This window comes from Alkalibacillus filiformis, assembly GCF_030814115.1.
GTDB lineage: Bacteria > Bacillota > Bacilli > Bacillales > Alkalibacillaceae > Alkalibacillus > Alkalibacillus filiformis.
The window spans coordinates 52,812-76,918 of sequence record NZ_JAUSUP010000004.1 but is presented as its reverse complement, the minus strand read 5'-3'; the positions used below and the strand labels follow the sequence as shown (position 1 = coordinate 76,918).

The following is a 24,107-nucleotide window of genomic DNA, read 5'->3' as shown; positions in this document are numbered from 1 at the left end:
TTATGAACGAGGTAACTGGTTAATCACCATCGACCAGTTTTGAATATGGCGACCTCTCGATTTTTCTTCTAATACTTCAATGCTTAAATACAGCGCTTTAAAGAGGGCATTCTCCTTTGGGGGAATGTTCCTTTTTTAGTTACCTTTCTAAAGCTAGAGTGTTTTACAAAACTTGATCAATACCATAACAAACTCTTGTAGATAAAAACAAGGGAAACCCCTGTTATAAAAGGATTTCCCATTTTTCTTCATACGCTCTTACAAAACTTTATTCTTCTTACAAGACTTTATTCTGGGGCTACACTTTTAAAACTAACTGCGCCACACTCTCAATATGGTTACTTTGCGGAAACATATCGACTGGTTGAATTTCTTTCGTTTCAAAGCCACCTTCAGATAAGATTTTCAAGTCGCGTGCTAAAGTTGATGGATTGCATGAAACGTAAACGATTCGTTCTGGTTGCATGTCGATCATCGCTTGGAGTAGTTCTTCGTCACAACCTTTACGTGGTGGATCAACGACGATGACATCAGGGTTTAATCCTTGAGCTTTCCACCAAGGCATGACTTTTTCCGCTTCACCTACGAAAAACTCAGCGTTATTAATATGGTTTCGCTTTGCATTGGCTTTTGCATCATCAACTGCTTGTGGTACGACTTCAACGCCGTAAACTTTTTTAGCGTGCTTTGCTAAGAACAATGAAATACTGCCAATCCCACAATAAGCATCAATGACGGTTTCTTTCCCTGAAAGTTGGGCGTATTTTAACGCTTGATCATATAGTTTTTCTGTCTGTTCTGGGTTTACTTGATAAAATGAATGAGCTGATATGGCGAACTCTAAGTCATGAATTTTATCAATAATCACATCTTCGCCCCAAAGCGTTTTAGACTCTTGGCCCATAATAACGTTTGTTTGTTTTGGGTTAACGTTATGAATGACACCCTTAATATTCGAATCAAGTTCCTTAATCTTTTCAATGAGCTCTTGTTTGTGTGGCAAGTCTTTCGTTTTTGTCACGATGACGACCATCACTTCATTCGTGTGATACCCCGTTCTTAATACTAAGTGACGGATCACGCCTTCATGTGTTTCTTCGTTGTATGGTTCAATTTCTAATTCATCGATAATGGCACGCATTTCGCGGACAATTTTGTCATTTGATTCACTTTGAACAGGGCACGTATCCATATCGATGATGTTATGTGTTCGTTTTTGATAGAAGCCTGTAATCACTTTGCCGTGACGTTTACCGACAGGAATTTGGACTTTATTTCTGTATGCCCACGGTTCATCCATCCCAATCGTTGGGTGGACTGGTACGTCTGGCATTTGCGCGATTTTCTTCATGACGTCTTGTACTTGCTTTTGTTTCATCGTTAGTTGACGTTCATATGTCATATGTTGGATTTGGCAGCCACCGCATTTATAAAATACGTCACATGGTGGTTCGATGCGGTCTGGACTTTCTTCGTATAGCTCAATTAGCTTCCCAAAAGCAAGGTTCTTTTTTACTTTGATGATCTTAACTTTCGCTTGCTCGCCTGGTAATGCGTATTGAACAAATACAGGGTAGCCGTCAATTTTGCCTACTCCATCACCTTCATGTGTCAGGTCGCTAAACGTTAAATCAATAAATTGATTTTTCTTTACTGGTGCGTTTGCTTTTCCCATGTTTCATCCGTCCTTATGTTAGTCTTTTAACATTATAGCTAAAAGGGTTGTTAGATTAAAGCAATTACTATTTATAACAGAAAAAAAGGAGCCCTTATTAAGGCTAAGTAGTTCCGATACTGTGGAGAAACATTACAATTAACACATCAAACAGCATATCAATTGGTATGCTGTTTTTCTTTGGTATAGCAACATTTATTAATAAATAACAGCCTAAATATCATTACGCCAATGGCTATTGTCACTGTGCGAATTGTGGTGCGATTTTCTATGTTAATTCGACTTGAAATTTAAGAAAAACGTTGTCATATCAATGAAAAATAGAGTGCTAAAACCATTGTGATTTTGCACTCTATTTCCCCTGTTATTTTATATTTTCTCCACCAAAACGGAACTACTTATATTAAGGCCCCTTCATTAATCTTTCGGTAATAAAAACTCAATATGCTGATACAAGTTTTCAAATGTGCCAGGTAGTTTTCCACCATATTCACCGTCTAAGTTAACTTGGACATCTTCTTCGGCTTCGACTGTTACTTTTTTCGCATGTGTGTAAATGATGTTGTCATCATGAATGTGGTTACCTTTTAATGCTTTATTAGCTAACATAACGAATTCTGCTATATTAGTAGACTTTAAGATTAATAAGTCAAAGTATCCATCATTCAACTCAGCGTTTGGAGCTAACTTTTCAAATCCACCTATTGAGTTCGTATTAGCAACTAAAAAGAGCATCATATCACCTTCAAACACTTCCCCGTCATACTCAATACGAGCATGTGTTGGGCGAATGGAAGGTAACATCTCGACCCCTTTTAAATAATAAGCCAATTGTCCGAGTGCTGTTTTCAGTTTACTTGGCACTTCATAAGTGAGTTCTGTAATTTTGCCGCCACCAGCAATGTTCATAAAGTGATGACCATTAACTTTCCCGATATCAAGCTTTTTCGCCTGTCCATCAATGATAATATCCATTGCTTGTTCAACATCACGCGGAACTTTAAGTGCACGGGCAAAATCATTCGTTGTCCCCATCGGAATAATGCCGAGTTTTGGGCGGTAAGGTTGTTTTGCCATACCATCAACGACTTCATTAACTGTGCCGTCACCGCCAGCGGCAATAATTAAATCAAACTGTCGTTCACATGCTAAAGCGGCTGCATCAGCTGCACAGCCTTCCCCGGTTGTCGCATGAGCGGATGCTTCATAGCCCGCTTGTTCTAAACGTATTAACACGTCAGGAAGCGCCTTTTTCATCGCTTCCCGACCTGATGTTGGGTTATATATGATTCGAGCTTTTTTCATATTCTCACCTTCGTTCGTATTCTGTTATCTTTACTATACTCCGAAAGCTTCGAAAATGGAAGTATTTGCATTTACACCCACTCTAAAATTTCTAGACGGTTACCAAATGGGTCTTTCGTATAAATACGGTTCGCACCAGGTAGTTTGTCGTCTTGTTCATATTCAACGTTAAACTCATCGAACCTTGCCATTAAGCCTTCTAAATTGGCAACTTCTAAAGCTGGATGAGCTTTTTCCGCTGGGGAAAATGGTTCTTCAACGCCGATATGAAGTTGATGATCACCAAGTTCAAACCAAACGCCACCGCGCTTCTTTAAGTCTTCTGGTTTTTCAAGTTCAGGTAATCCAAGAACTTCTCCAAAGAAATGTCTTGCTTCATCTTCTGTATGTCTAGGTGCTGCTAATTGTACATGGTCTAACCTTTTTACCGTAAAAGTCATTAGCGTTTCTCCTCTCACCTATTTAAAATGAATTATCTTTTGTCTATTTCTTCAACCAAAATCTTGTTAACCATTGGTGGGTTGGCTTGACCTTTTGTCTTCTTCATGACTTGACCAACCAAGAAGCCAAGTGCCCGGTCTTTACCATTTTTATAGTCGACGATTGATTGTTCGTTTTCATCGAGAATTTCAGTAATAATGCCACGTAATTGACCTTCGTCTGAAATTTGAACAAGTCCCTTTTCTTTAACAATCGTCTCAGGGTCGCCACCATTCTTCACAAGTTCTGTGACGACTTTCTTCGCTAATTTAGAAGATAGTGTACCTTCTTCAATTAGCTTAACCATTTTCGCTAAAGCTTCTGGTGTAATCGGTAAATCTTGCAGCTCTATTTGCTGTTTATTCATGTAAGCTGAGATGTCACCCATTAACCAGTTCGTCGCTTGTTTAGCATCTGCGCCTTGGTCGATTGTTGCTTCAAAGAAATCAGACATTTCCTTCGTGTTCGTTAAAACTCCTGCGTCATATTCATCTAAACCTAGTTCATTAACATAACGAGTACGGCGTGAGTCTGGCAGTTCTGGAATGGACTGACGGACTTTTTCCTTCCAGTCCTCGTCAATGTGAAGCTTTACTAAGTCTGGTTCAGGGAAGTAACGATAATCGTCTGAACCTTCTTTGACACGCATTAGAATCGTTTCTTTTGTCTTCTCGTCATAACGACGTGTTTCTTGTAAAATCTCGCCACCTTGACGAAGTACTTTCTCTTGGCGTACTTGCTCAAACTCAAGACCTTTTTGGACAAAGTTGAATGAGTTTAAGTTTTTAAGTTCTGTTTTTACACCAAATTCGTCTTGACCATATGGACGAAGTGAAATGTTAGCGTCACAACGAAGTGACCCTTCTTGCATTTTCACATCAGAAACGCCTGTAAATTGGATAATGTTACGTAGCTTTTCTAAGTATGCGTAAGCTTCTTCAGGTGTACGAATATCTGGCTCTGATACGATCTCAACTAATGGTGTGCCTTGACGGTTGTAGTCAACTAATGAATAGCCGTCATCACCGTGTGTTAGCTTACCTGCATCTTCTTCTAAGTGAAGGTGTGTAATACCAATTCGTTTTGTTTCGCCATTTACTTCAATATCGATCCAGCCGTTTTCACCAATTGGTTGGTCGAATTGTGAGATTTGGTATGCTTTTGGGTTATCTGGATAGAAATAGTTTTTACGGTCGAACTTCGTGTCTGTTGCGATCTCACAATTTAATGCCATCGCGGCACGCATCGCATAGTTAACCGCTTCTTCGTTTAAAACCGGTAATACACCAGGGTAGCCAAGGTCGATTGGGTTAACGTTACTGTTTGGTTCATCACCGAACGCATTGGGACTTGGGCTGAAAATTTTAGATTCTGTTTTTAACTCAACGTGGACTTCTAATCCGATAATCGTTTCGAAATTCATTACTTGGCACCTCCTAGTTGCGGTTTTTGTTTATGATGGTCAGTTGCTTGTTCATATGCATGAGCTACTCGGTAAACCGTGCTTTCATCAAAGTGCTTACCGATGATTTGTAGACCGATTGGCAAGTTGTTCTCTGAGTGGAAACCACATGGAACTGAAATTCCTGGAACACCTGCTAAGTTTACTGGAATGGTCATAATGTCGTTTGCGTACATCGTTAATGGGTCATCGATTTGATCACCAATTTTGAACGCCGTTGTCGGAGCTGTTGGTCCAAGAACAACATCATACTCTTCAAAAATTTGATCAAAGTCTTGTTTAATTAACGTACGAACTTGTTGTGCTTTTTTATAATAAGCATCGTAGTAACCTGAGCTTAAAGCGAATGTTCCTAACATAATACGGCGTTTAACTTCTTCGCCAAAACCTTCACTACGAGACTTTTTAAACATGTCCATCATGTCCTCTGTGTTTTCAGCACGCTTACCGTAACGTACACCATCGAAGCGTGCTAAGTTAGCCGATGCTTCTGATGATGCGATCATGTAATAAGCTGCAACGGCATATTTTGAGTGGGGTAATGAAACTTCATCCCATTCAGCACCTTGTTCTTCTAATACTTTTAATGCTTGGCGTACACTCGTTTGAACTTCTTCATCGACACCTTCACCGAAGTATTCTTTCGGTACAGCGATCTTAAGACCTTTTACATCACCAGTTAAAGCGTCTCTATACTTTGGCACATCAACATTGGCACTTGTTGAATCCATTTCGTCTTGACCAGCAATCACTTCTAAAATACGTGCATTATCCTCAACCGTTCGAGTTAGTGGCCCGATCTGGTCTAAAGATGACGCGAAGGCAACTAATCCGAAACGTGAAATACGTCCATATGTAGGCTTCATGCCAACAACGCCACAGTATGAAGCTGGTTGACGTACCGAACCACCTGTATCAGATCCTAAAGCAAATGGAACTTGCCCTGCAGCAACAGCCGCTGCTGAACCACCACTTGAGCCACCTGGTACGAAGTCTGTGTTCCAAGGATTGCGTGTCACTTTCATGCTAGAGTTCTCTGTTGATGAACCCATTGCAAATTCATCCATGTTTAACTTTCCAATATTAAGAGCTTTTGCGCTGTTTAACTTTTGCATGACCGTTGCATCGTATAGCGGGTCATCTAAGTTAGATAAAATTTGGCTAGAACAAGTCGTACGTAGCCCTTTCGTCACGATGTTATCTTTAATTCCAATAGGCATACCGAAAAGTGGGAATTGATTTTCGTCAATTCCTTTTTCATCTAATGCTTTGGCTTGGCTTAAAGCTTCTTCTTCGTTCAATGTAACAAATGCTTGAATGTCGTCATCTGTTTCTTTAATGCGATCATACGCTGCTTGTACGATCTCAGTTACTGTTATGTCTTTATTGTTTAACTTCTCTTGCAGTTCTTTAATCGATAAATCTAAAACTGACATCTGCTTTTTCCCTCCTTATGAATCTAAGATGGACGGTACACGGAATTGGCCGTCTTTTTGATCTGGTGCGTTCTTTAATGCGTCTTCTTTTGAAATCCATTCTTTCGGCTCATCTTTACGCACAATGTTTTTCATCTCTAATACGTGTGTTGTCGGTTCAACATTTGACGTATCTAGTTCGTTTAGTAGTTCTGAGAAATCAATGATGGCACTTAGCTGTTCACTATACTTCTCAGCTTCTTGTTCTGTAATTGACAACCTTGCTAAATTAGCAACGTGTTTCACTTGGTCTTTTGAAATCTTTGACATCACTTACACCTCCGTACGTTATACACTTCACAATACTATTCATCATAGCAAATTTTCCTTTACAATGACAATAATTGCACTACTGTTATTTTACCATTAATCACCCGGGAAATATCAGTTAATTTGTTAGTTTGTGTCGAGGTTTTTGTTTTTGGTGTGGTGGATCGGTTTAATGGTTAGTTATTGGTAGTAATACATTAGTTTGTTTGACTACTTTATAAGCTCTCATGGGATTTTTTGGGGAGCGCACGTGAAAATTTTGCGTTTGTGAAATTTATTTGGCGCTCGCGATATTTTATCAGCGCTCGCTAACTTTTATCAGCGCTCGGCCATACTTTATCAGCGCTCAACAATTTTTATCAGCGTTCGCACCAAACTTATCGGCGTTCACAAAACTTTATCAGCGCCCACTCTAATTTATCAGCGTTCGCACGAACTGAGCGCTCAACGTAAAAAGAAGGCCCACTTTAGTGAGCCTTCCTCTTCCAGTCTTGCCAAATGTGGCAACGGATAACCGCTATTTATTCAAATGTAACGGATAATCCTTTTAACAGTAATGATGGTGCGCCAACGTTTGACGGGCCGAATTCAAGATCGCTTCCAACTTCGTTTACTTCATTTAATAACTCAAAGAAATTTCCGGCAATGGTCATTAAGTTTGTCGGTCCCTGAATCTTGCCGTCTTTAACGTAATAACCGTTTGCAGCTAAGGAGAAGTCACCTGAGATCGCATTGACACCTGAGTGTAAACCTTGTAAATTCGTCACGACTATACCTTCATCCAAGCCTTGAACTAGCTCATCATATGATTGACTACCAGGCTCAATATAAAAGTTAGATGGAGCGACATTAACTGTACCTTTATAAGATACTTTTGATGCATGGCCTGTCGTCTTAACGCCATCTTTTTTAGCTGTTTTTCGGTTGTGTAGTAGCGTTGTAAGTGTTCCATTCTCTACTACATTTAATTTTTCAGTTGCAACACCTTCAGCATCGAACGTACGGCTTCCCATTCGGTTTTTCATGAAAGGATCGTCAACTAGATTAATATTATCTCCTGCAATTTTGCTTCCGACTTTTTCTTTTAATTTAGACATCCCTTGTTGTGCTGTTTCAGCGGAGAATGTCGTCACAAAAGTGTCGAGTAAACTTCTAGCAGCATCTTGTCTTAAAATAACCGGATAAAATTTATCATCAGTTTCTAACGGATTTAAGTAAGACACAGCTTCTTGAACGGCTTTTTGAGCCGACTCTTTTGCGTTAACTTTACCCCAGTCACTCACCACTTCTATGTGAACACCGGATTTCGTCACATCATTTTCCTCAACAATGACGATCACCATATACACGAGATAGTTTTGATCATCTTCCAACGCCAGGCCTTTACTATTGTACATAGCTTTTTGAACATCAACTGATTGCATAGTAAAGAAATTCGTTGCAACGACACGTTCGTCAGCAGCGTATATTTCTTTGTCTAATTCCTTCATAAAATTAATCTTTTCTTCATTTGTAACAGATTTTAGCGCTTCTGAAGAGAAACTAATGTCTTTATAGTTCGAATCACCTTCATATATTTCTTCAACATCTTCAGATTCTAAAACACTCGCATTTTCTAGTGCATTTTCTATTAAAAATTCAATTGAAGATTCATCGAGCTTTTCAGTGTAGGCATATCCCATTTGGTCTGCGTACACACCACGGAAAGAAACGCCTGTTACTTCTGCTGTTGTGAATTGATCAACTTCACCCTTATCAATAGCACAAACAAAACGATCGCTTTTTTCGTAATAAAGTTCCATATCTTTAAAGCCTTTTTCAGATCCTTTTTGAAATAGTTCATCTTTAAATTCTAAAACGTTCATCTTAAGCATCCTCCTTTCGGCCGCCAACAGTTATTTCGCTTACCCTTAATGTTGGTTGACCTACGTTTACCGGAATACTACCACTTAGAGAACCGCACATACCTGCTCCATGACCTAAATTATTTCCAACCATATCAACAGTTTGTAACGTTTTAGGACCATTACCGATCAACGTTGCTCCGCGAACTGGTTTATCGATTTTACCATTTTTCACTAAGTAAGCCTCGTTAATCGCAAAGTTGTAATCACCAGTTGCTGGGTTAACAGAACCGCCACCCATGTAGCGAGCGTAAATTCCGTGTTCCGTATTGGCAATAATCTCTTCTGGTGTAGACTCACCTGGTGCAATGTAAGTGTTTGTCATACGTGATGTCGGAGCATAACGGTATGATTCACGACGCCCTGAACCAGTTGGCTCAGTATCCATAATGCGTCCGTTCAATTGGTCGACTAAGTAACCTTTTAAAATACCATTTTCAATTAAGACATTTTTCTGAGGCTTGTTACCTTCATCGTCCACATTGATTGAGCCCCATTCATTCGGAATCGTACCATCATCGATATAAGTTACAATATCAGGTGCTACTTGTTCACCCACTTTGTTTGCGAATGCTGATTTGCCTTTAGCAACAGAAGTCGCTTCTAAACCATGACCACAAGCTTCATGGAAAATAACGCCACCAAACTCGTTATCAATAATGACTGGGAACTTACCACTTGGGCATGGGTCTGCACCTAAATTTGTAACCGCAATGCGTGCTGCTTCTTTGGCGTAATGATTTAAATCAAGGTTTTCAAAGAACTCAAAGCCTTGTACAGCACCTGGTCCGTAAAAACCTGTTTCCATATCGTGTTCATTTGATGCAATTGCGGCAATCGACATGCGACTATGAACGCGCTTATCTTCAACAAATTTGCCATCAGAGTTAGCGATCAATACATTTTGTTCTTCATCTAATAAGTTAACTCTTACTTGTGAAATGCTATTATGATAGTTATTTGCAATGTCTGCCGCATTTTTCATCACGTTCACTTTACGAGCTTTCTCAACTGATTGTGGTAGTTGGTTAATCTCATGAATCACTGGTGCTTGTTCATGTTGAAACGGTTGGACATTTACTTTTCCATTGCCGTTTATTGCTTGTGCTGCCTGTCGTGCTGACTTTAGTAAACCTTCGCGTGAGAAGTCTGTCGTATATGTATAAGCACTGTGAAAGCCATTATACACACGAATACCAACACCGAAGTCGCGCCCTGATAAACTTTTATCAATACGTCCACCTTGTAACAGCAGGTTATCTTTAAACGTATCTTCAACGAAAACTTCTGCAAAATCGCCACCTGTTGTTAACGATTCATGAATGACATCTTGAACTAATGCATGATTTAACATGTAACTCCCCCTTTTTACTTAATCTTACATAACTTCATTCCGGTGTGAACCGTAACGAAATTGTAAATTCTCTCAGCCTCAGGACTGAAAAAGAAAAATGATTATTAATTTTCTGATTTATGTGACATGTTGTAGTTTTTATTTTATACTAATACTTAGATTTCCGAAATAGATTTTGAGGAGGTTTTTGAAAATTATGGCACAACGTTTACAAAGACAAGACGTTCCTGTCGACCAGACATGGAAGTTAGAAGATTTATTTGAATCAAATAAACAGTGGGAACAAGCATTAAATGATTTAGAGCAGCTCACTCCTGAAGTGACGCAGTACAAAGGCCGTTTACATGAAGGTTCTGACGTTTTATTAGCTTGCTTAAATGCACAAGCAGAGGTACAAAAGAAGGCAATTGTGGTCGGGACTTATGCGAACTTACGCTCATCAGAAGATGGAACTAACCCTGAGAACCAAGCTAACTCTGGTAAAGTGTCTTCTGTTTTCGCAAAAGTCCAAGCTGAAATGGCCTTTTTCGATTCAGAAGTGTTAGCTCTTCCAGAAGGCACAATTGAGCAATACTTAGAAGAAAATGAAGAGTTACAAGTTTATAAGAAGACATTAAACGATTTATTAGAGCGCAAACCTTACACATTAGCACCAGAAACAGAAGAAGTGCTAGCATCTTTAGGTGAAGTTCATTCAGCACCATACATGATCTATCAGCGTAGTAAATCATCTGATATGGAATTTGAATCATTTACGACTAGTGATGGAACTGAATACGCTAACTCGTTTGCATTATTTGAAGATGAGCATGAACTTTCATCAAACACAGAAGTTCGACGTAAAGCGTATGATTCTTTTGTCAAAACGTTAAAACAATACGAAAACACTTATGCTGCGACATACGCGACACAAGTTAAGAAAGAAGTCGCTCTTTCACATGCACGTGGTTATGATTCGGTTACACAAATGTTACTTCAACCACAAAAAGTGACAGAAGAAATGTACCATAATCAATTAGATGTCATTCAAAAAGAACTAGCTCCACATATGCGACGTTTCGCTAAGCTTAAACAACAAGTATACGGATTAGATAAACTGCAGTTCGTTGACCTTAAAGCGCCATTAGATCCTGAGTTCGACCCTGAATCTTCTTATGAAGATGTGTCTCAAACGATATTAGACTCTTTACAAGTCATGGGGCCTGAATATACAGCCATTATGGAAAAAGCGTTAAAAGAACGTTGGGTTGATTACGCTGATAACATTGGTAAGTCGACAGGGGCATTCTGTGCGAGCCCTTACGGTGTTCACCCATACATCTTATTAACGTATACAGGTAAAATGCGTGGTGCATTTATTTTAGCTCATGAGCTAGGTCACGCGGGTCACTTACATTTAGCTAATCAGCATCAACACATTTTTAATACTAGACCGTCAACATACTTCATTGAAGCACCATCAACAATGAATGAAATGCTACTAGCTGACCATTTACTTGAAACGACGGACGATCCACGCATGCGTCGTTGGGTCATTTTACAACTGTTAGGCTCTTACTATCACAATTTCGTAACGCACTTACTAGAAGGTGAGTATCAACGTCGTGTGTACGAATTAGCTGAACAAGGGGTACCTTTAACAGCAAACACATTAAAACAACAAAAAGGCGAAACGTTACGTAACTTCTGGGGCGATGTCGTTGAAATTGATGAAGGTGCAGAATTAACATGGATGCGCCAGCCTCACTATTACATGGGCTTATATCCATATACGTATTCAGCTGGCTTAACAGCTTCAACAGCTGTATCACAGCTGTTCAAAGAAGAAGGCCAACCAGCCATTGATCGTTGGTTAGAAGTATTAAAGATGGGTGGTACGAAAACACCACAAGAACTAATGAAATATGCTGGTGTTGATATGACAACGCCGGATCCGATTAAAAAAGCCGTTTCCTATGTCGGTTCATTAGTCGATGAATTAGAGAAAAGCTACGAATTAGTAGATTAATAGTAATGGAAAAGGCAAGTGCTTATAAGCACTTGCCTTCCATCTATAGGGAGTATGATAGGGAGTATACGCAAATTAACAACTTCTCTTATAATCGATCATGTGTTGTTCAGCTTCGTTTAAATCGTTTTTATGCACGAGTAGACGAACCGTCGTTCCAAGTTCTGAACTACCATGAATAATTACACCTGGTCTAGAGCTAACATTTTGCAATCGGCACCTTACACCTTGGTTATGCAAAAATTGATAGCGATTATTGATTTCATTCGGTCGATTTCCAACTGCTTCGTATAACGTATCGTACTTTCGCGAAACTCTTAACCTAATCACAATGACAGTTAAAGATAATGCGATTAGCACAATAAGTGGATTGATCATGTCATCACCCTTATTTCAATCGGCTGTTAATTCAAATATCGCCTTACTTCTGTAAGGTCACTCGTTTGCAAGACAACTCCTTCATGACCGAATAATAGGTAAGTTGGATACTCATCAATATCAAAAACCTTAGTATAACTTTTATTTTGGTCATCCCATACATAAGAGGTTGTCATAACACGTTTTAAATCCATCTGTTCGAATTCAGATACAACGCTATTATTAATTTTACTAATTTGATGTTCGTCACTTACAACAATCATTAAATTATACTCGAACATAGGAGTCGATGGTTTATGTTCCTGAACTAGTTTCTCTTCATCGTAATGATCACATCCACTGAAGACTAAAACTAGTAAAATTAATAATAGTTTCATATCGCACCTCCACTCTCGGTTTTCTTGATGTTAAAAAAATGGGGGACATCCTCCTTAATGCCGAGTTAAGGAGGATGCGGCTGAGGTGAAACCATTACAAGAGCGTGATCTTGTATTCTCTTTTAAAAAATCATTCGTTCATCAATAAAGTGATTGCCCTTAATCTATTAGATGATTATAGGGTACAGGGACTTAAATTATGAGCCATACTGGGTTCAGTATGTATGACTCAACAAATTAGTGTAAACCAGGTAAATCTAATACAGTAACTGGTTCACTATCTTCTACTGCTGTTTCAGTTGGGGTAAGACCGAAAATAGCACCTAGAAGAATAGTTAGGACTAATAACTTTTTCATCGTTTCTACACCTCCCTCAATCAATCTATGTACATTATCTACGTTGACAAGAGATTTGTAAAAACGCTTAAAAGATGACTATAATAGGTTTGAAGAGTTCTATACATAATATTCACTCATTTGCATGCTTTTTTAAAAAAAATATGCGTTTTTGCATAAAAAGGGAGAGAACCATGAATTTATCACTAGGAGAAAAAATTAAAGATCTGCGGAAACGACTAGATGTTTCACAAGCAGGCCTTGCCAATGGAGTTTGTTCACAATCTGAACTTAGTAGAATAGAACGCGATCAACATCAGCCATCGTATATGACCTTGAAAGGGATTGCTGATAAATTGGGTGTTTACATTACTTATTTTTTATCGGATTCAGACAGCGAACGCGAAGACTACCTAAATGAAGTTTGGTCGCAACTTGAAAAAGCTAGAAGAAACCGTGACTATGAAACAATAGAAGACATTGTAAAAACCGAGATGAAAAACCCACTGTTTAAATCTCAACCAGAACATCGGTCTCTAATGTGGCACCGCTCTATGGCTGAATACTATCTCCACAATGATTTCGATGCAGCTGTTAACACCTTAAAAGACTGTTTAACATTATCTTCTTTCGACAGGTTTTCTGCCGAGATAAATATTCAAATTTTAAATAGTTTAGGGATTATGTATCGTGATGAAGGCTTGTTGAATGAATCAAAAGACTACCATGAACAAGCTTATGATTTAATAAACCAATTTACTAACCTTAAAGATAAAAGAATTACTGCAAAAGTTAGATATAATCTTGCAAAGGTGTATAGTGATTTGCATGAAGTTAATAAATCCTTAGAAGTTTGTTATCAAGGTTTATCATACTGTCGTGAGTATGAAGACTTATTTACATTTGCAGAATTTCATTACCAAATTGGTCGTAACTTATTAATGCAAGGAAAAACCGAAAAAGGTATAGACTACTGGAAAAAAGCGAAATTTTTATTTGAACTAGAAGGCAAGGATAACCTTTCCAAGATCATTGAGCACGACATCCAAACCTTTCAAGAACACGAATCTGTTTAAAAGCAACGGGTTAAACACCCGTTGCTTTTTATATACAATCAATAAGTATCATAACACTATTCCGACTAAAAGTTTAGTATTATTTTAAAATTAAGACTTTTAAACTGAAACTAAACTACTACTTACCGGCACTTTAACATTAAGCTTAAATAACGCTCGGCATCTTTTGCTAAATGTGGAGCTTGTAAGTCTTTAAACACTTCTATTGCCCGGTTCACCATTTCCAAGCCATCATCTCGATTACCTTTCTTCACTTCATACATTCCTTTTAACTGCATAATGTTCGTTTTTAATAATAGATCTGTTTCTAAACAATTCCCCTCTACCGTTTCAAAGAAGTATTGAATGGATTGTTCGTTCACTAGTTTTTTAGGTTGGTTTACTGGACCTATTAAGTACACAATCGTATTCAGCAAAATATTGTTCACTGTTTCCCTTACTTTCGGCAAACCTTGTTTACTTTTCTTATAAGCTGTTTTAGAAAGTGTTTCAATCATCTTCTCATCTAGTACAAGAATTGTTTTACTGTATAGTCGTAGTTCGTACAGTGTCCAAACTTCAACATTAAATAAATAATCAATTAATTCTTTTAGACCATCTCGTTCGTCATCAATCATTTTATCCCTAATTATATTTTCATAGATTTTTAATAAGACAGCCTGACATCGATATGGCTTCACTTTGTACTTCTCCCATAACGCCATTTGTTCTTCATACAATTTTTGTAGACTTTTTAGATCTCTTTTTAAGTAAAGTTCATGAGCTTGATTGAAAAAAGCTTCAAACTCAGAAGGTTGATTGTTGTTATGAAAATACAGAAATTCCTCGAAAGTCACTCTCAAACGGTCTAATAAAGCGTGTATGTGCTGGATTGAAATCTCAGATTCGCCTCTTTCAAATTTCGATAAAAACGAAACAGAAACAATACCTTCTGATACTTCCTTCAGTGTATACCCTTTATTTTCCCTTAAATCGCAAAACGTTTGGCCGTAGTTCATATTTTTTCACTCCTAATTCCACTATATGAAAATTATAACATCCCTCTCTTTTATTATATTTACACTAAATAAAAAGGGGGAATGCGTATGACTCAACATTACGTTATTCGAGGGGCACAAGTTTTAGACTTTGATATTGATGATTTTAACTATCAAGACATTGAGATTAAAGAAGGGAAAATCGAAACAATTGTAGAGCCAGGAAAGTCTGTTAGCGGCGCAAAAAATGTTGATTTCCAAGGACATTATATAATACCAGGTTTAATTGATATGCATGTTCATATTAAAGAAGGGTATGCTCCGTATTTTGTTGCTGCTGGTGTGACGACTGTTCGTAATACTGGGGGGAATGTACATGAATTAGACACTCTAATTCGAGCCAGAAAAGACTCTCCTACACCTCATGTTTATTCTACTGATCGAATTATTGACGGTACTCCTGGCTTATGGGGTGACACAAGTCCTTGGAATCTTAATGTTACAAAGGAAGAAGAAGTGACACGTGAGATTGAAAGGCAAGCAAAGGCAGGAGCTAAATTTATTAAAGTATACGGTAGACTGCCTAGGCATTTAATAGCACACGCTGTGAACGAAGCTAAGAAATTCAACCTCGACGTTAGTTGTGACTTGGTTCACTCTAATGATGTAGATGCCCTTACAGCAGCAAAACTAGGTGTCAAATGGTTCGAGCATGCTTCTGGGATTCTTCAATCCATTTATCCGAAATGGTCGATGAATGCTGAACAATCACGCTGGGACTCTATTCCTTTTGATCAACCTGATGAAGAAGCTATTCGTTACATTTGTGAAAAACTACTAAACTATGACGTCATTTTATGCCCGACTATGATTCTCTTTGACCAAATGAAAGACTATCCGAACTATTGGAAACCTGAACACTCTTTAATCAGAGCCATAGAAAGTCACTCAAGCCTATTAAATCAATGGCAAGCAATTAGTCAACATGAAGCTGCCCTTCAACCTTTAGGCATTCAAAGCAAAATGAATCAGAGAATTGCAAAGATGTATGCGGACTTGGGCGGAAAAATCGTGGCAGGGACAGACACACCTGCAGGCATTTACACGTGGCCTGGATTAGCTTTGCATCGTGAATTAGAATTATTTGTGGAAAATGGCTTTTCTCCTCTTCAAGCATTGCGCGCTGCAACGATTGAAGCTTCTGAATCAATTGGATTAAGTCATATTGGGGCGATTCAACCAAACAAACAAGCAGACCTTGTTATATTAAATGCAAATCCACTAGATAATATTAAGCATACAAAAGACATCCATTATGTCATTAAAGGCGAGCATATGTATTCACAACAGGAGATTATAAACGAGATTCCCGATGAGGAAGAAGTTTTAACAAATCTCAAAACGTTCCTTAGTCGTTTCAACGAAGAGGTCAACGGAGATTGGTACGAGACCATGATCAAGGAATTCGACTAAAAGTTTGTGCACACTCCTATATGGAATGTGCTCCATTATTATGGTTTACCGACATAAGTTCCACCAATTAAGTCGTGTATTGCCCTTTTATCTTCTCTAAATATGACCATAAAAACACTAACAATTAAAGAGACACCAAGAGTTACAATCCCTACTAAATGAAAACCAACCACTTCTCGTAACAAAGTGTTTGATAACGTGACGTCATCGCCATCTGTTCTTTTTAGTTTTATTTTGCATATGCGTTTTCCAATCACATACCCAGACCAAAGGACGGGTGTGATAACTAAGTACAATATATAAATAACTTCCCATGTAGCACCATTTCTCCAATCAATCGAGAAGTTACCCGTCATCATGAAAAATATAAGCGCAATGGAAAACGTTAAAATATTTAAATCTAATATACGAGCAATTAACCTTTCTAGAAAACTAGAATATTTATGTCTCGAACTGTAACACGCCTTTCAGTAAATTTTATCTACGTTCGATCTCATATCCTTTTTCCTCAAGTAATTCAAGAATATTGCCAGGTCCGAAGAAGTGGGCAAAACCAGCCGCAACCATGATTGTGTCTGCTTCATGATTGTGAACGACTTCATCAATCTTCTTCGCCATTAGTATATCACGATTGAATAGTATCTCTTCAATATAAGTTTCTTCTATTTCTTTTGACTCTGCGTCTTCGCTAACTTTGCGATCAGTATTGGTAAGGGACTCTTCTCCAGTACGCCAAGCTGTGATTACAGATTCCAAGTATTCCTCGATATCTTCTTGCGAATAGTTTAGTGTCTGTTCTAGGAAGTAAATTTGATAATCCATGTCCCGATCACGCACAGCTTTTAAACTTGTCTCGTAATCTTCTAAAGCCATGCCTTCAGCTTGATCCAAAACACGATTATAAATGTAGCCTTCTACTCCATCTTCATACGTATAATCAGAATACCCTTCTAATAATAAAAACTCATACATCTGCTCTACAGCCCAAGGCTTCATTGAATTTAAAGCGAAAAAAGGGATGTTAAGATTTGTTTCAATTTCTCTAACTACATCCATATTTTCGTCGTTTAAATAGTCCGATAACTGCTCACCACTCGGTAAATATCTATAATTTCTTCTTATCTCTTCATATTCAGATTGTATTTCATAATTCGACTCATTATATTCACTTAAAAGTAAATCCACTTCATTTAAAGCATCTTCAATCTCATCACGCATCGGATACATATCTTCATGACCTGCATGCACTGTTCCTAAGAAGTAAATCGTTTTATCATTATGCTCAGCTTCCCAAAAGAAGGCTTCACTTTTTTCAGGAATTTCAACATCATCGACAGTTAATTTTTCATCACAACCGATTAAAACTAGTGCTATTAAACTTAAAATGGTTAGTTTCAGCAATATTTTATAGGACACGACTCTCCCCTACCTTTTCAAAATTACAGTACTATTTTAACATAATTTACTATTATTTAACTGAAATGATAGTATTATAGTTAGCTAGGAGGTTTGAAAATGAAACGTGTAGCAGTATCCCATAGTGGTGGTAAGGATTCTATGTTGGCGTTGCATCGCATTATGCAGCGAGATGATGTTATTGTTGATTGTCTAATAACGACAGTTAACGAAGCATACAACCGTACAAGTGTGCACGGCAATCGTGAGGAACTTTTAGAAATGCAATCGGAAGCTTTGAATCTTCCGTTACAGAAAATCTATTTACCTGAATCACCATCTAATGAACAGTACAACGAAGCGATGATTAATGCTTTAAAAGAAGCTGAAGCTGATGGCGTTACCCACATTGTATATGGTGATATCAATTTAGCTGATGTGAAAGCTTTTCGAGAGCAACAATTAGGAGGTATAGACTTAGAAGCTATTTTTCCGTTATGGCAAGAGCCAACTAATGAGTTGATCGAGGAATTTTTACAGTTAGGATATCAGACATTGATTACGACAATTGATCCGTCGCGCGTTCCGGATAAGTTTTTAGGAGCGTATCTAGACCGTGAAACAATAAGTGAGTTGCCTAATCATGTTGATGTTTGCGGGGAAAACGGTGAATTCCACACTTTTGTTGTCGATGGTCCTCTGTTTAAAGAGTCGCTTCCAATTAAGCTTGGTGACGACGTGGTAGAAGGAGATTTTTATACTTACCGAGATGTCATTCGTGGCACGTAATTCGGCGTTCGCCGGAATATGAGGTCTGTTCGCCGAAATATTACAGCCGTTCGCCGGAATATTTTGATTTTCGCCGGAATATCGAAATAATCGCCGAATTCCAACATTCGGCGATTTCCCTCTTCTATTTTATTGCCTCACCTACATCATATTGACTTAGATCTAATTCTACTTCTTCTCCAGTTGCCAAGTCAGCTAGCACTGAGCCTAAATACGGGCCAGCCGTTAACCCCGTTGCACCTAAGCCGTTTGCTACTAATAACCCATCATAATTAGGCATTGGCCCAATGATTGGCAAGAACCCTGGTGTATATGGTCTAAAGCCGACTCGTGTTTCTAAAATCGATGCATCATCTAACCCTGGAGCTACGGTTAATGCTTTGTCTAAAATCTCACGTATGCCACCAGCCGTTGCGCGGTAGTCAAAGCCCGCATAGTCGGTTCGAGTTGCGCCTAAAACAACGCGACCACCAGAAAAGGTTAATAAATAAGCATTACTTGGCGGCATCACAACTGGCCAGTCTGCTGTATCTTCCCCCATCAGATCTAAATGAATAATTTGTGCTCGCTGTGTTATTACGTCATAGTCAACCCCAATTGGTTCGACTAACTGTTTTGACCATGCACCCGCTGTATCAATTACTTGTGTTGCTTCAATATAGTCGCCTTGAATTTTTACTCCGCTTACTTGTCCATCTTTTGCTACTAATTGAGCATCACCTTCAATGATAGTAGCGCCATATTTTTTAGCTGCTGAAATTAATGCATCACGGATCGCGCGCCCATCGACTCGTGCTCCACCACTTACGTAAACTGACCCGTATTCTTCTGAAAGTGGTGGAAACATCGCTTTCGTTTCTTCAGGTGAAAGTAGCTTGATTTCGCCAATCTCAGGTGCATCTTCTCGACGTTTTTCAGCACGCTCAACCATTTTTTCTAACTTATCTTGATCCGTATGTAAACTAATCGTGCCGACCCGTTTATACCCTGTATTCGATTCACCATCATTTTCTAATGCCTCGACTAATTCAGGATAATAACGCGCTCCATTTTTCACTAGTTGATACCATGCTTTATTTCTTCGTTGTGATAGCCAAGGGCATACGATCCCTGCAGCTGCATCAGTTGCTTGTCCTTGATCATTCCGGTCGATTAACGTCACTTGTTCACCTTTTTTTGCGAGATGATAAGCCGTTGATGCTCCTAATATACCTCCACCGACGATTACATAACTCATGTTGTCACTCCTTTCTTAAAATGGCTTCGTAATCATTAAAATAATAATCGTGATAAAAATCGTATTTTCCATATATTCGATCCGGTAAAGTCTTTGTGCTAATGGATAATATTTTTCTGGTATCTCTTCACCAGTATGTTCGTTTAATAACGATTTAATCGGTTTTGAATTTCGTTTCAATACTGTTGGTCCCATTGCTAGGGCAAATAAAAATAATACTAAACTAATTATGTACCAACCTTGTTCAAATAAAGCTGTGTTAATAAACCCCATCCACAGTCCTGTAACTAAAAGTAACGTTCCGCCCGCCATGACAAAGTAATGTAATTGTCGTTTTACTTTATAGCCATGTTTTAATTCCGTTAAGTTCGTCGCTGATTTCGTAACACGCGTCAAAATAAAACCTGGTCCCAACCCTATAATGGCTGAAATAATATGAATGAATACCAATATCTCGTATAAAGACAATGACGCCCACCTCCACTTCTTTTATAACGTGAACCGCTTTAGTAAACAGTGACAGACTACCTTTTTACTCGTACAATGATATAAGAGGAGTGAACAAGATGCAAAAACTTATTTATGAGCACAATTGGGAAAACAATTTAGCTGAAAAAGATCGAAAATACATCGAGGAAGTTTTCGAAAAGCTGTCATTTGATCGTTCGATGAAAGTTCGTTTCACATACGTATGGCAAGCTGTAAACCATCGCAGTGATTTACTCGTAACAGCCATTGTTCATAACTTAAGTGATGAAGAGGTTACCTTTAATAAAACATTGGTCGAATATGTAGGAGTAGCAAAAGATCAATTTTCACTTCCTATCACTTTTAATGCACATACTTCAATGCCGTGGACGTTTATTTTCACATCATATAAAAGTGCTGAAGAAGTAAGTGAATTAGTTGCTCCGGAGCTTAATTAGTGTCGAATGGAAGACTATTAATGTCGGATGAAACACTTTTATTGTCGGATGAAGCACACTTAATGTCGGACAAACTAACCTTAGTGCCGGACGAACACGCCTTATTGTCGGATGAAGCACACTTAATGCCGGACGACGCACTCTTAATGTCGAACAAAGCTGCTTTATTGTCGGACAAAACACTCACAATCGTTGAACACACCCCCAAATACACAGAAAATCCCCTCAAGCTATTGAGGGGATTTTCTCAAATTAAAGCATTTCAGATACTGTCTTACCTTGTAAGAAGTTGTAAAGGTAGTCAGGTCCACCTGCTTTTGAGTCTGTACCAGACATGTCGAAGCCACCGAATGGGTGGTAACCAACGATTGCTGATGTACAACCACGGTTAAAGTATAAGTTACCTACGTGGAAGTCTTCACGAGCAATTTCTAAGTGGTTACGGTTATTTGAGATCACCGCTCCAGTTAGACCGTAATCTGTATTGTTTGCAATGTCGATTGCTTCATTAAAGTCTTTTGCCTTCGTAATACCTACGATTGGACCGAAGATTTCTTCTTGTTGCATGCGAGAGTTTGGATCTAAGTCAGCGAAGACAGTTGGATTAATGTAATATCCATTTGTATCATCGCCATCGCCACCAATCATAAGGCGACCCTCTTCTTTACCAACATCCATGTAGCTCATAATTTTGTCATAAGCACTCTGATCGATTACTGCGCCCATGTAATAGTTCTTCTTAGACGTGTCACCAATGTCTAGACCTTTTGTGATTTCAACAACTCGGTCAAGAACATCGTCATAAACGTCTTGGTGAATAACAGCACGTGAGCCAGAAGAACATTTCTGACCTGAGAAATCAAAGGCAGATTGAACGATCGCTTGTGAAGCTAACTCTAAATCTGCTTCATTATCAACAACGATTGTATCTTTACCACCCATTTCAGCTACAACACGCTTTAACCACTTTTGGCCTTCTTGCACTTTAGCTGCTTTTTCAAAAATGTTAACACCTACTTCACGTGAACCTGTGAAGCTCACAAAACGCGTTCTCGGGTGTTCTACTAAGTAGTCACCAACTTCACTTCCGCTACCAGGGATGTAGTTAATAACACCTGATGGCATACCCGCTTCTTCCATCACTTCCATAAACTTATAAGCGATTACAGGAGAGTTAGATGCAGGCTTTAATAATACTGTGTTACCCGTTACCATTGGTGATACTGCTGTACCACACATAATTGCGAATAGTAAGTTCCATGGTGAGATAACAAGTCCAACACCTAATGGAATATAACTAAAGCGGTTATTTTCAATTGGACGGCTATTAATTTCTTTACCTTCAGCAATTTCTAACATTTGACGTCCATAGTACTCAAGGAAGTCGATCCCTTCAGCAACGTCACCGTCAGCTTCCTTCCATGCCTTACCTGATTCTTTAATCGCCCAAGCGTTAAACTCATGCTTACGACGACGAACAATTGCAGCCGCACGGAATAGAATGTCTGCACGCATTTCTGGTGTTGATTTGCGCCACCATTCAAATGTTTCGTCAGCTGTCTTCATTGCTTTTTCTGCTAACTCTTTATTTGCTTTAGAAACAGTACCAACTACTTCATTTTTGTTGTTCGGGTTAATTGAAGTAATTTTGTCATCTGTATAAATACGTTCCCCACCGATAATTAACGGGTAGTCTTGTCCAAGCTCTTGCTCAACTTGGTGAAGTGCTGCTTCTAATTCTTTAGCGTTTTCTTCTACTGTGAAATCTGTAAATGGTTCATGACGATACGGTTGTACCATAATAAAGCCTCCTCTTTACGATTTTACGCTAGTTATAGCGCTTCCATAATACATTTTAAACGAACATGCGAACCTAATCAAATATAAATCCTGTTTTATCCAACAAAAACGTACTGTACATCTTTTCATACAGCACGTTTAAAACCTTTTATTGAAAAATATGATGAGTCACTTCTTCTTCTCCAGCTCGTCTAAATAGAACCGCTTCTACTTGTGAAGGAGACTCAACTTTTACTTCAACATCAAAAAATGGAGGTAAATGCTCGACCATTAATGAACTAATATGTTGTGTAAAACCTACAATTTCATGTTTTCCGTTAAACTCAATTGGGATCTCTACATTTAAAGTACGTAGCTCATCATCTTTATAGAAACCTCTTCCTACTACGCCAGTGTAATTAGGAAAGAAATCGGCTACACCACGTCTAAAGTCAGCCAACATTTCTGAGTCATCATAATAATCTTCTTCACCTTCACTAGATGGGAACAGTACGTTATTTTCATTCAACCCTTCCCATTCTAATACACCAGGGTTTAGTCCTTCTTCTTCATCAATCGTTAAATTGTTTAGATTAACAACCGTTTGTTGCACAAAATTGCCAGGAACGATAGCATTACGATCATTCTCTCGGTAAAGAGCAATTAATATTGGAATATCATCAAACTCTTCTAAGCCTAATTGATCGATATGAACTAATATATCGGCTGCAACTTCTTCACCGACACTAAGCATTTCATCCATATCAATTGGAACCCCATATGTCGGACCGTAGTTGACACTGAATGCATACTCTGACTTTAGAGCAATTCCGATTGCAACGCCACCTAATTCGACACGATCTTCTCCTTCACGTACTAAAAAGTTTTGTTCAAGAATATGAGAGAATACACGTGGATTTTCTTCTTGGTAATCTTCTAATTCTTCTGTAATCTGATCCTCCATATCTTCTAATTCGTCTAGATCTTCACCAGTCGCATCCTCTTGTTCTTCAAGCACATCCTCGAGTTCTTCTTCTAAGTCTTCTGGACGAGGTGGGTTTAAACCATCAATTATGCGAAAGACGTCACTTCGTTCAAGGTGTTGCCCTTCTTGGAATAAATACTCTTCTGGGTCAAAGACTTCTTTTGTCAGTCGCGTTAGGCCTTGTTCAAATTCATCAATATCATAGCGATTGGCCACTTGGTTTGTAATAGTACCTCGTGCAGCACCCATTTGATATGGTAAAATCATACGGTATTCATTTGTATCCAAACTGTCTGGAGACACGATAAAACGTTGCTCTTCTTCTGGCTGTTGTTCTTCATCTGTCTCTTGTACAATTTCATCATCTGTATCAAACGTTGGCGCACATGCTGTTAACGTAATCAAGAAAAATACAGATAAGCCTAGCAGTTTTTTCATCATTTCCA

General features: G+C 38.5%; 21 protein-coding genes and 2 pseudogenes. 5 read left to right on the top strand and 18 right to left on the bottom strand.

Features of this window, described 5'->3' with window-relative positions:
• The 9 genes and pseudogenes from J2R98_RS14515 to J2R98_RS08385 all read right to left on the bottom strand — a co-directional run.
• A pseudogene (locus J2R98_RS14515) lies at window positions 1-161 on the bottom strand (IS256 family transposase); the annotation flags it as partial.
• A 137-nt stretch (window positions 162-298) separates the two neighbouring features.
• A complete protein-coding gene (gene rlmD / locus J2R98_RS08420) occupies window positions 299-1,675 on the bottom strand; it encodes a 23S rRNA (uracil(1939)-C(5))-methyltransferase RlmD (protein WP_307067969.1) in 1,377 nt (458 codons plus the stop codon).
• A gap of 417 nt (window positions 1,676-2,092) precedes the next feature.
• Window positions 2,093-2,980: a diacylglycerol kinase gene (locus tag J2R98_RS08415; protein WP_307067967.1), complete on the bottom strand. Its 888-nt coding sequence runs from the start codon at window positions 2,978-2,980 to the stop codon at window positions 2,093-2,095.
• A 71-nt stretch (window positions 2,981-3,051) separates the two neighbouring features.
• Window positions 3,052-3,420 carry a VOC family protein gene (locus J2R98_RS08410; RefSeq protein ID WP_307067965.1) on the bottom strand — a complete coding sequence of 123 codons (369 nt, stop codon included), beginning with the start codon at window positions 3,418-3,420 and terminating at the stop codon, window positions 3,052-3,054.
• Window positions 3,421-3,452: 32 nt separating this feature from the next.
• Window positions 3,453-4,883 (bottom strand): Asp-tRNA(Asn)/Glu-tRNA(Gln) amidotransferase subunit GatB, encoded by a 1,431-nt coding sequence (gene gatB, locus J2R98_RS08405; RefSeq protein WP_307067964.1) that lies wholly within the window; start codon window positions 4,881-4,883, stop codon window positions 3,453-3,455.
• Window positions 4,883-6,358, bottom strand: a complete 1,476-nt coding sequence (gatA, locus tag J2R98_RS08400; protein WP_307067962.1) for an Asp-tRNA(Asn)/Glu-tRNA(Gln) amidotransferase subunit GatA — start codon at window positions 6,356-6,358, stop codon at window positions 4,883-4,885. The genes gatB and gatA overlap by 1 nt, the downstream gene beginning before the upstream one ends.
• Window positions 6,359-6,373: 15 nt before the next feature.
• The gene (gatC, locus tag J2R98_RS08395; RefSeq protein ID WP_017185509.1) at window positions 6,374-6,667 is read right to left on the bottom strand and encodes an Asp-tRNA(Asn)/Glu-tRNA(Gln) amidotransferase subunit GatC; all 294 of its coding nucleotides are present in this window, start codon (window positions 6,665-6,667) and stop codon (window positions 6,374-6,376) included.
• A gap of 521 nt (window positions 6,668-7,188) precedes the next feature.
• The gene (locus tag J2R98_RS08390) at window positions 7,189-8,532 is read right to left on the bottom strand and encodes a TldD/PmbA family protein (protein WP_307067960.1); all 1,344 of its coding nucleotides are present in this window, start codon (window positions 8,530-8,532) and stop codon (window positions 7,189-7,191) included.
• Window position 8,533: 1 nt separating this feature from the next.
• Window positions 8,534-9,925, bottom strand: a complete 1,392-nt coding sequence (locus J2R98_RS08385; protein ID WP_307067958.1) for a TldD/PmbA family protein — start codon at window positions 9,923-9,925, stop codon at window positions 8,534-8,536.
• Window positions 9,926-10,121: 196 nt separating this feature from the next.
• Between J2R98_RS08385 and pepF the strand changes: the two genes are divergently transcribed.
• Window positions 10,122-11,933 carry an oligoendopeptidase F gene (gene pepF, locus J2R98_RS08380; protein WP_307067957.1) on the top strand — a complete coding sequence of 604 codons (1,812 nt, stop codon included), beginning with the start codon at window positions 10,122-10,124 and terminating at the stop codon, window positions 11,931-11,933.
• A gap of 75 nt (window positions 11,934-12,008) precedes the next feature.
• Here pepF and J2R98_RS08375 read toward each other — a convergent pair whose 3' ends face one another.
• Together J2R98_RS08375 and J2R98_RS08370 are read right to left on the bottom strand one after the other, a co-directional pair.
• Window positions 12,009-12,311, bottom strand: coding sequence for a hypothetical protein (locus tag J2R98_RS08375; RefSeq protein ID WP_307067955.1), 303 nt, complete (start codon window positions 12,309-12,311; stop codon window positions 12,009-12,011).
• Window positions 12,312-12,337: 26 nt separating this feature from the next.
• Window positions 12,338-12,688: a hypothetical protein gene (locus J2R98_RS08370; protein ID WP_307067953.1), complete on the bottom strand. Its 351-nt coding sequence runs from the start codon at window positions 12,686-12,688 to the stop codon at window positions 12,338-12,340.
• A gap of 530 nt (window positions 12,689-13,218) precedes the next feature.
• Between J2R98_RS08370 and J2R98_RS08365 the strand changes: the two genes are divergently transcribed.
• Window positions 13,219-14,100: a helix-turn-helix domain-containing protein gene (locus tag J2R98_RS08365; RefSeq protein WP_307067951.1), complete on the top strand. Its 882-nt coding sequence runs from the start codon at window positions 13,219-13,221 to the stop codon at window positions 14,098-14,100.
• A gap of 122 nt (window positions 14,101-14,222) precedes the next feature.
• Here the strand turns inward: J2R98_RS08365 and J2R98_RS08360 are convergent, their stop codons facing one another.
• Window positions 14,223-15,098: a helix-turn-helix domain-containing protein gene (locus J2R98_RS08360; RefSeq protein ID WP_307067950.1), complete on the bottom strand. Its 876-nt coding sequence runs from the start codon at window positions 15,096-15,098 to the stop codon at window positions 14,223-14,225.
• A gap of 87 nt (window positions 15,099-15,185) precedes the next feature.
• Here J2R98_RS08360 and J2R98_RS08355 point away from each other — a divergent pair, with 87 nt between their 5' ends.
• Window positions 15,186-16,550, top strand: a complete 1,365-nt coding sequence (locus J2R98_RS08355) for an amidohydrolase family protein (protein ID WP_307067947.1) — start codon at window positions 15,186-15,188, stop codon at window positions 16,548-16,550.
• Between the two features lie 38 nt (window positions 16,551-16,588).
• Here J2R98_RS08355 and J2R98_RS08350 read toward each other — a convergent pair.
• Together J2R98_RS08350 and J2R98_RS08345 are read right to left on the bottom strand one after the other, a co-directional pair.
• A pseudogene (locus J2R98_RS08350) lies at window positions 16,589-16,978 on the bottom strand (RDD family protein); the annotation flags it as partial.
• A 49-nt stretch (window positions 16,979-17,027) separates the two neighbouring features.
• Window positions 17,028-17,966, bottom strand: a complete 939-nt coding sequence (locus J2R98_RS08345; protein WP_307067945.1) for a TraB/GumN family protein — start codon at window positions 17,964-17,966, stop codon at window positions 17,028-17,030.
• A 99-nt stretch (window positions 17,967-18,065) separates the two neighbouring features.
• On the opposite strand from J2R98_RS08345, the gene J2R98_RS08340 reads away from it, so the two are divergent.
• Entirely contained in the window at window positions 18,066-18,734 is a 669-nt protein-coding gene (locus J2R98_RS08340; RefSeq protein ID WP_307067943.1) for a Dph6-related ATP pyrophosphatase, read from the top strand.
• A gap of 124 nt (window positions 18,735-18,858) precedes the next feature.
• Here the strand turns inward: J2R98_RS08340 and J2R98_RS08335 are convergent, their stop codons facing one another.
• Both J2R98_RS08335 and J2R98_RS08330 read right to left on the bottom strand, forming a co-directional pair.
• Window positions 18,859-19,971, bottom strand: coding sequence for an NAD(P)/FAD-dependent oxidoreductase (locus J2R98_RS08335; protein ID WP_307067942.1), 1,113 nt, complete (start codon window positions 19,969-19,971; stop codon window positions 18,859-18,861).
• 15 nt (window positions 19,972-19,986) lie between these two features.
• On the bottom strand, window positions 19,987-20,439 hold the full coding sequence (locus tag J2R98_RS08330) for a DUF2269 family protein (protein WP_307067940.1): 453 nt from the start codon (window positions 20,437-20,439) through the stop codon (window positions 19,987-19,989).
• 98 nt (window positions 20,440-20,537) lie between these two features.
• Between J2R98_RS08330 and J2R98_RS08325 the strand changes: the two genes are divergently transcribed.
• Window positions 20,538-20,897 carry an SLAP domain-containing protein gene (locus tag J2R98_RS08325; RefSeq protein ID WP_307067938.1) on the top strand — a complete coding sequence of 120 codons (360 nt, stop codon included), beginning with the start codon at window positions 20,538-20,540 and terminating at the stop codon, window positions 20,895-20,897.
• A 252-nt stretch (window positions 20,898-21,149) separates the two neighbouring features.
• Here J2R98_RS08325 and pruA read toward each other — a convergent pair whose 3' ends face one another.
• Both pruA and J2R98_RS08315 read right to left on the bottom strand, forming a co-directional pair.
• A complete protein-coding gene (gene pruA / locus J2R98_RS08320; protein ID WP_307067935.1) occupies window positions 21,150-22,697 on the bottom strand; it encodes an L-glutamate gamma-semialdehyde dehydrogenase in 1,548 nt (515 codons plus the stop codon).
• Window positions 22,698-22,845: 148 nt separating this feature from the next.
• On the bottom strand, window positions 22,846-24,099 hold the full coding sequence (locus J2R98_RS08315; RefSeq protein WP_307067933.1) for a CamS family sex pheromone protein: 1,254 nt from the start codon (window positions 24,097-24,099) through the stop codon (window positions 22,846-22,848).
• Window positions 24,100-24,107 lie beyond the last annotated feature (8 nt).

Bases quoted from the DNA above. Each gene is read 5' to 3' on its own strand.
- rlmD (WP_307067969.1), bottom strand. From the start codon at position 1,675: ATGGGAAAAGCAAACGCACCAGTAAAGAAAAATCAATTTATTGATTTA.
- J2R98_RS08415 (WP_307067967.1), bottom strand. From the start codon at position 2,980: ATGAAAAAAGCTCGAATCATATATAACCCAACATCAGGTCGGGAAGCG.
- J2R98_RS08410 (WP_307067965.1), bottom strand. From the start codon at position 3,420: ATGACTTTTACGGTAAAAAGGTTAGACCATGTACAATTAGCAGCACCT.
- gatB (WP_307067964.1), bottom strand. From the start codon at position 4,883: ATGAATTTCGAAACGATTATCGGATTAGAAGTCCACGTTGAGTTAAAA.
- gatA (WP_307067962.1), bottom strand. From the start codon at position 6,358: ATGTCAGTTTTAGATTTATCGATTAAAGAACTGCAAGAGAAGTTAAAC.
- gatC (WP_017185509.1), bottom strand. From the start codon at position 6,667: ATGTCAAAGATTTCAAAAGACCAAGTGAAACACGTTGCTAATTTAGCA.
- J2R98_RS08390 (WP_307067960.1), bottom strand. From the start codon at position 8,532: ATGAACGTTTTAGAATTTAAAGATGAACTATTTCAAAAAGGATCTGAA.
- J2R98_RS08385 (WP_307067958.1), bottom strand. From the start codon at position 9,925: ATGTTAAATCATGCATTAGTTCAAGATGTCATTCATGAATCGTTAACA.
- pepF (WP_307067957.1), top strand. From the start codon at position 10,122: ATGGCACAACGTTTACAAAGACAAGACGTTCCTGTCGACCAGACATGG.
- J2R98_RS08375 (WP_307067955.1), bottom strand. From the start codon at position 12,311: ATGATCAATCCACTTATTGTGCTAATCGCATTATCTTTAACTGTCATT.
- J2R98_RS08370 (WP_307067953.1), bottom strand. From the start codon at position 12,688: ATGAAACTATTATTAATTTTACTAGTTTTAGTCTTCAGTGGATGTGAT.
- J2R98_RS08365 (WP_307067951.1), top strand. From the start codon at position 13,219: ATGAATTTATCACTAGGAGAAAAAATTAAAGATCTGCGGAAACGACTA.
- J2R98_RS08360 (WP_307067950.1), bottom strand. From the start codon at position 15,098: ATGAACTACGGCCAAACGTTTTGCGATTTAAGGGAAAATAAAGGGTAT.
- J2R98_RS08355 (WP_307067947.1), top strand. From the start codon at position 15,186: ATGACTCAACATTACGTTATTCGAGGGGCACAAGTTTTAGACTTTGAT.
- J2R98_RS08340 (WP_307067943.1), top strand. From the start codon at position 18,066: ATGAAACGTGTAGCAGTATCCCATAGTGGTGGTAAGGATTCTATGTTG.
- J2R98_RS08335 (WP_307067942.1), bottom strand. From the start codon at position 19,971: ATGAGTTATGTAATCGTCGGTGGAGGTATATTAGGAGCATCAACGGCT.
- J2R98_RS08325 (WP_307067938.1), top strand. From the start codon at position 20,538: ATGCAAAAACTTATTTATGAGCACAATTGGGAAAACAATTTAGCTGAA.
- pruA (WP_307067935.1), bottom strand. From the start codon at position 22,697: ATGGTACAACCGTATCGTCATGAACCATTTACAGATTTCACAGTAGAA.
- J2R98_RS08315 (WP_307067933.1), bottom strand. From the start codon at position 24,099: ATGAAAAAACTGCTAGGCTTATCTGTATTTTTCTTGATTACGTTAACA.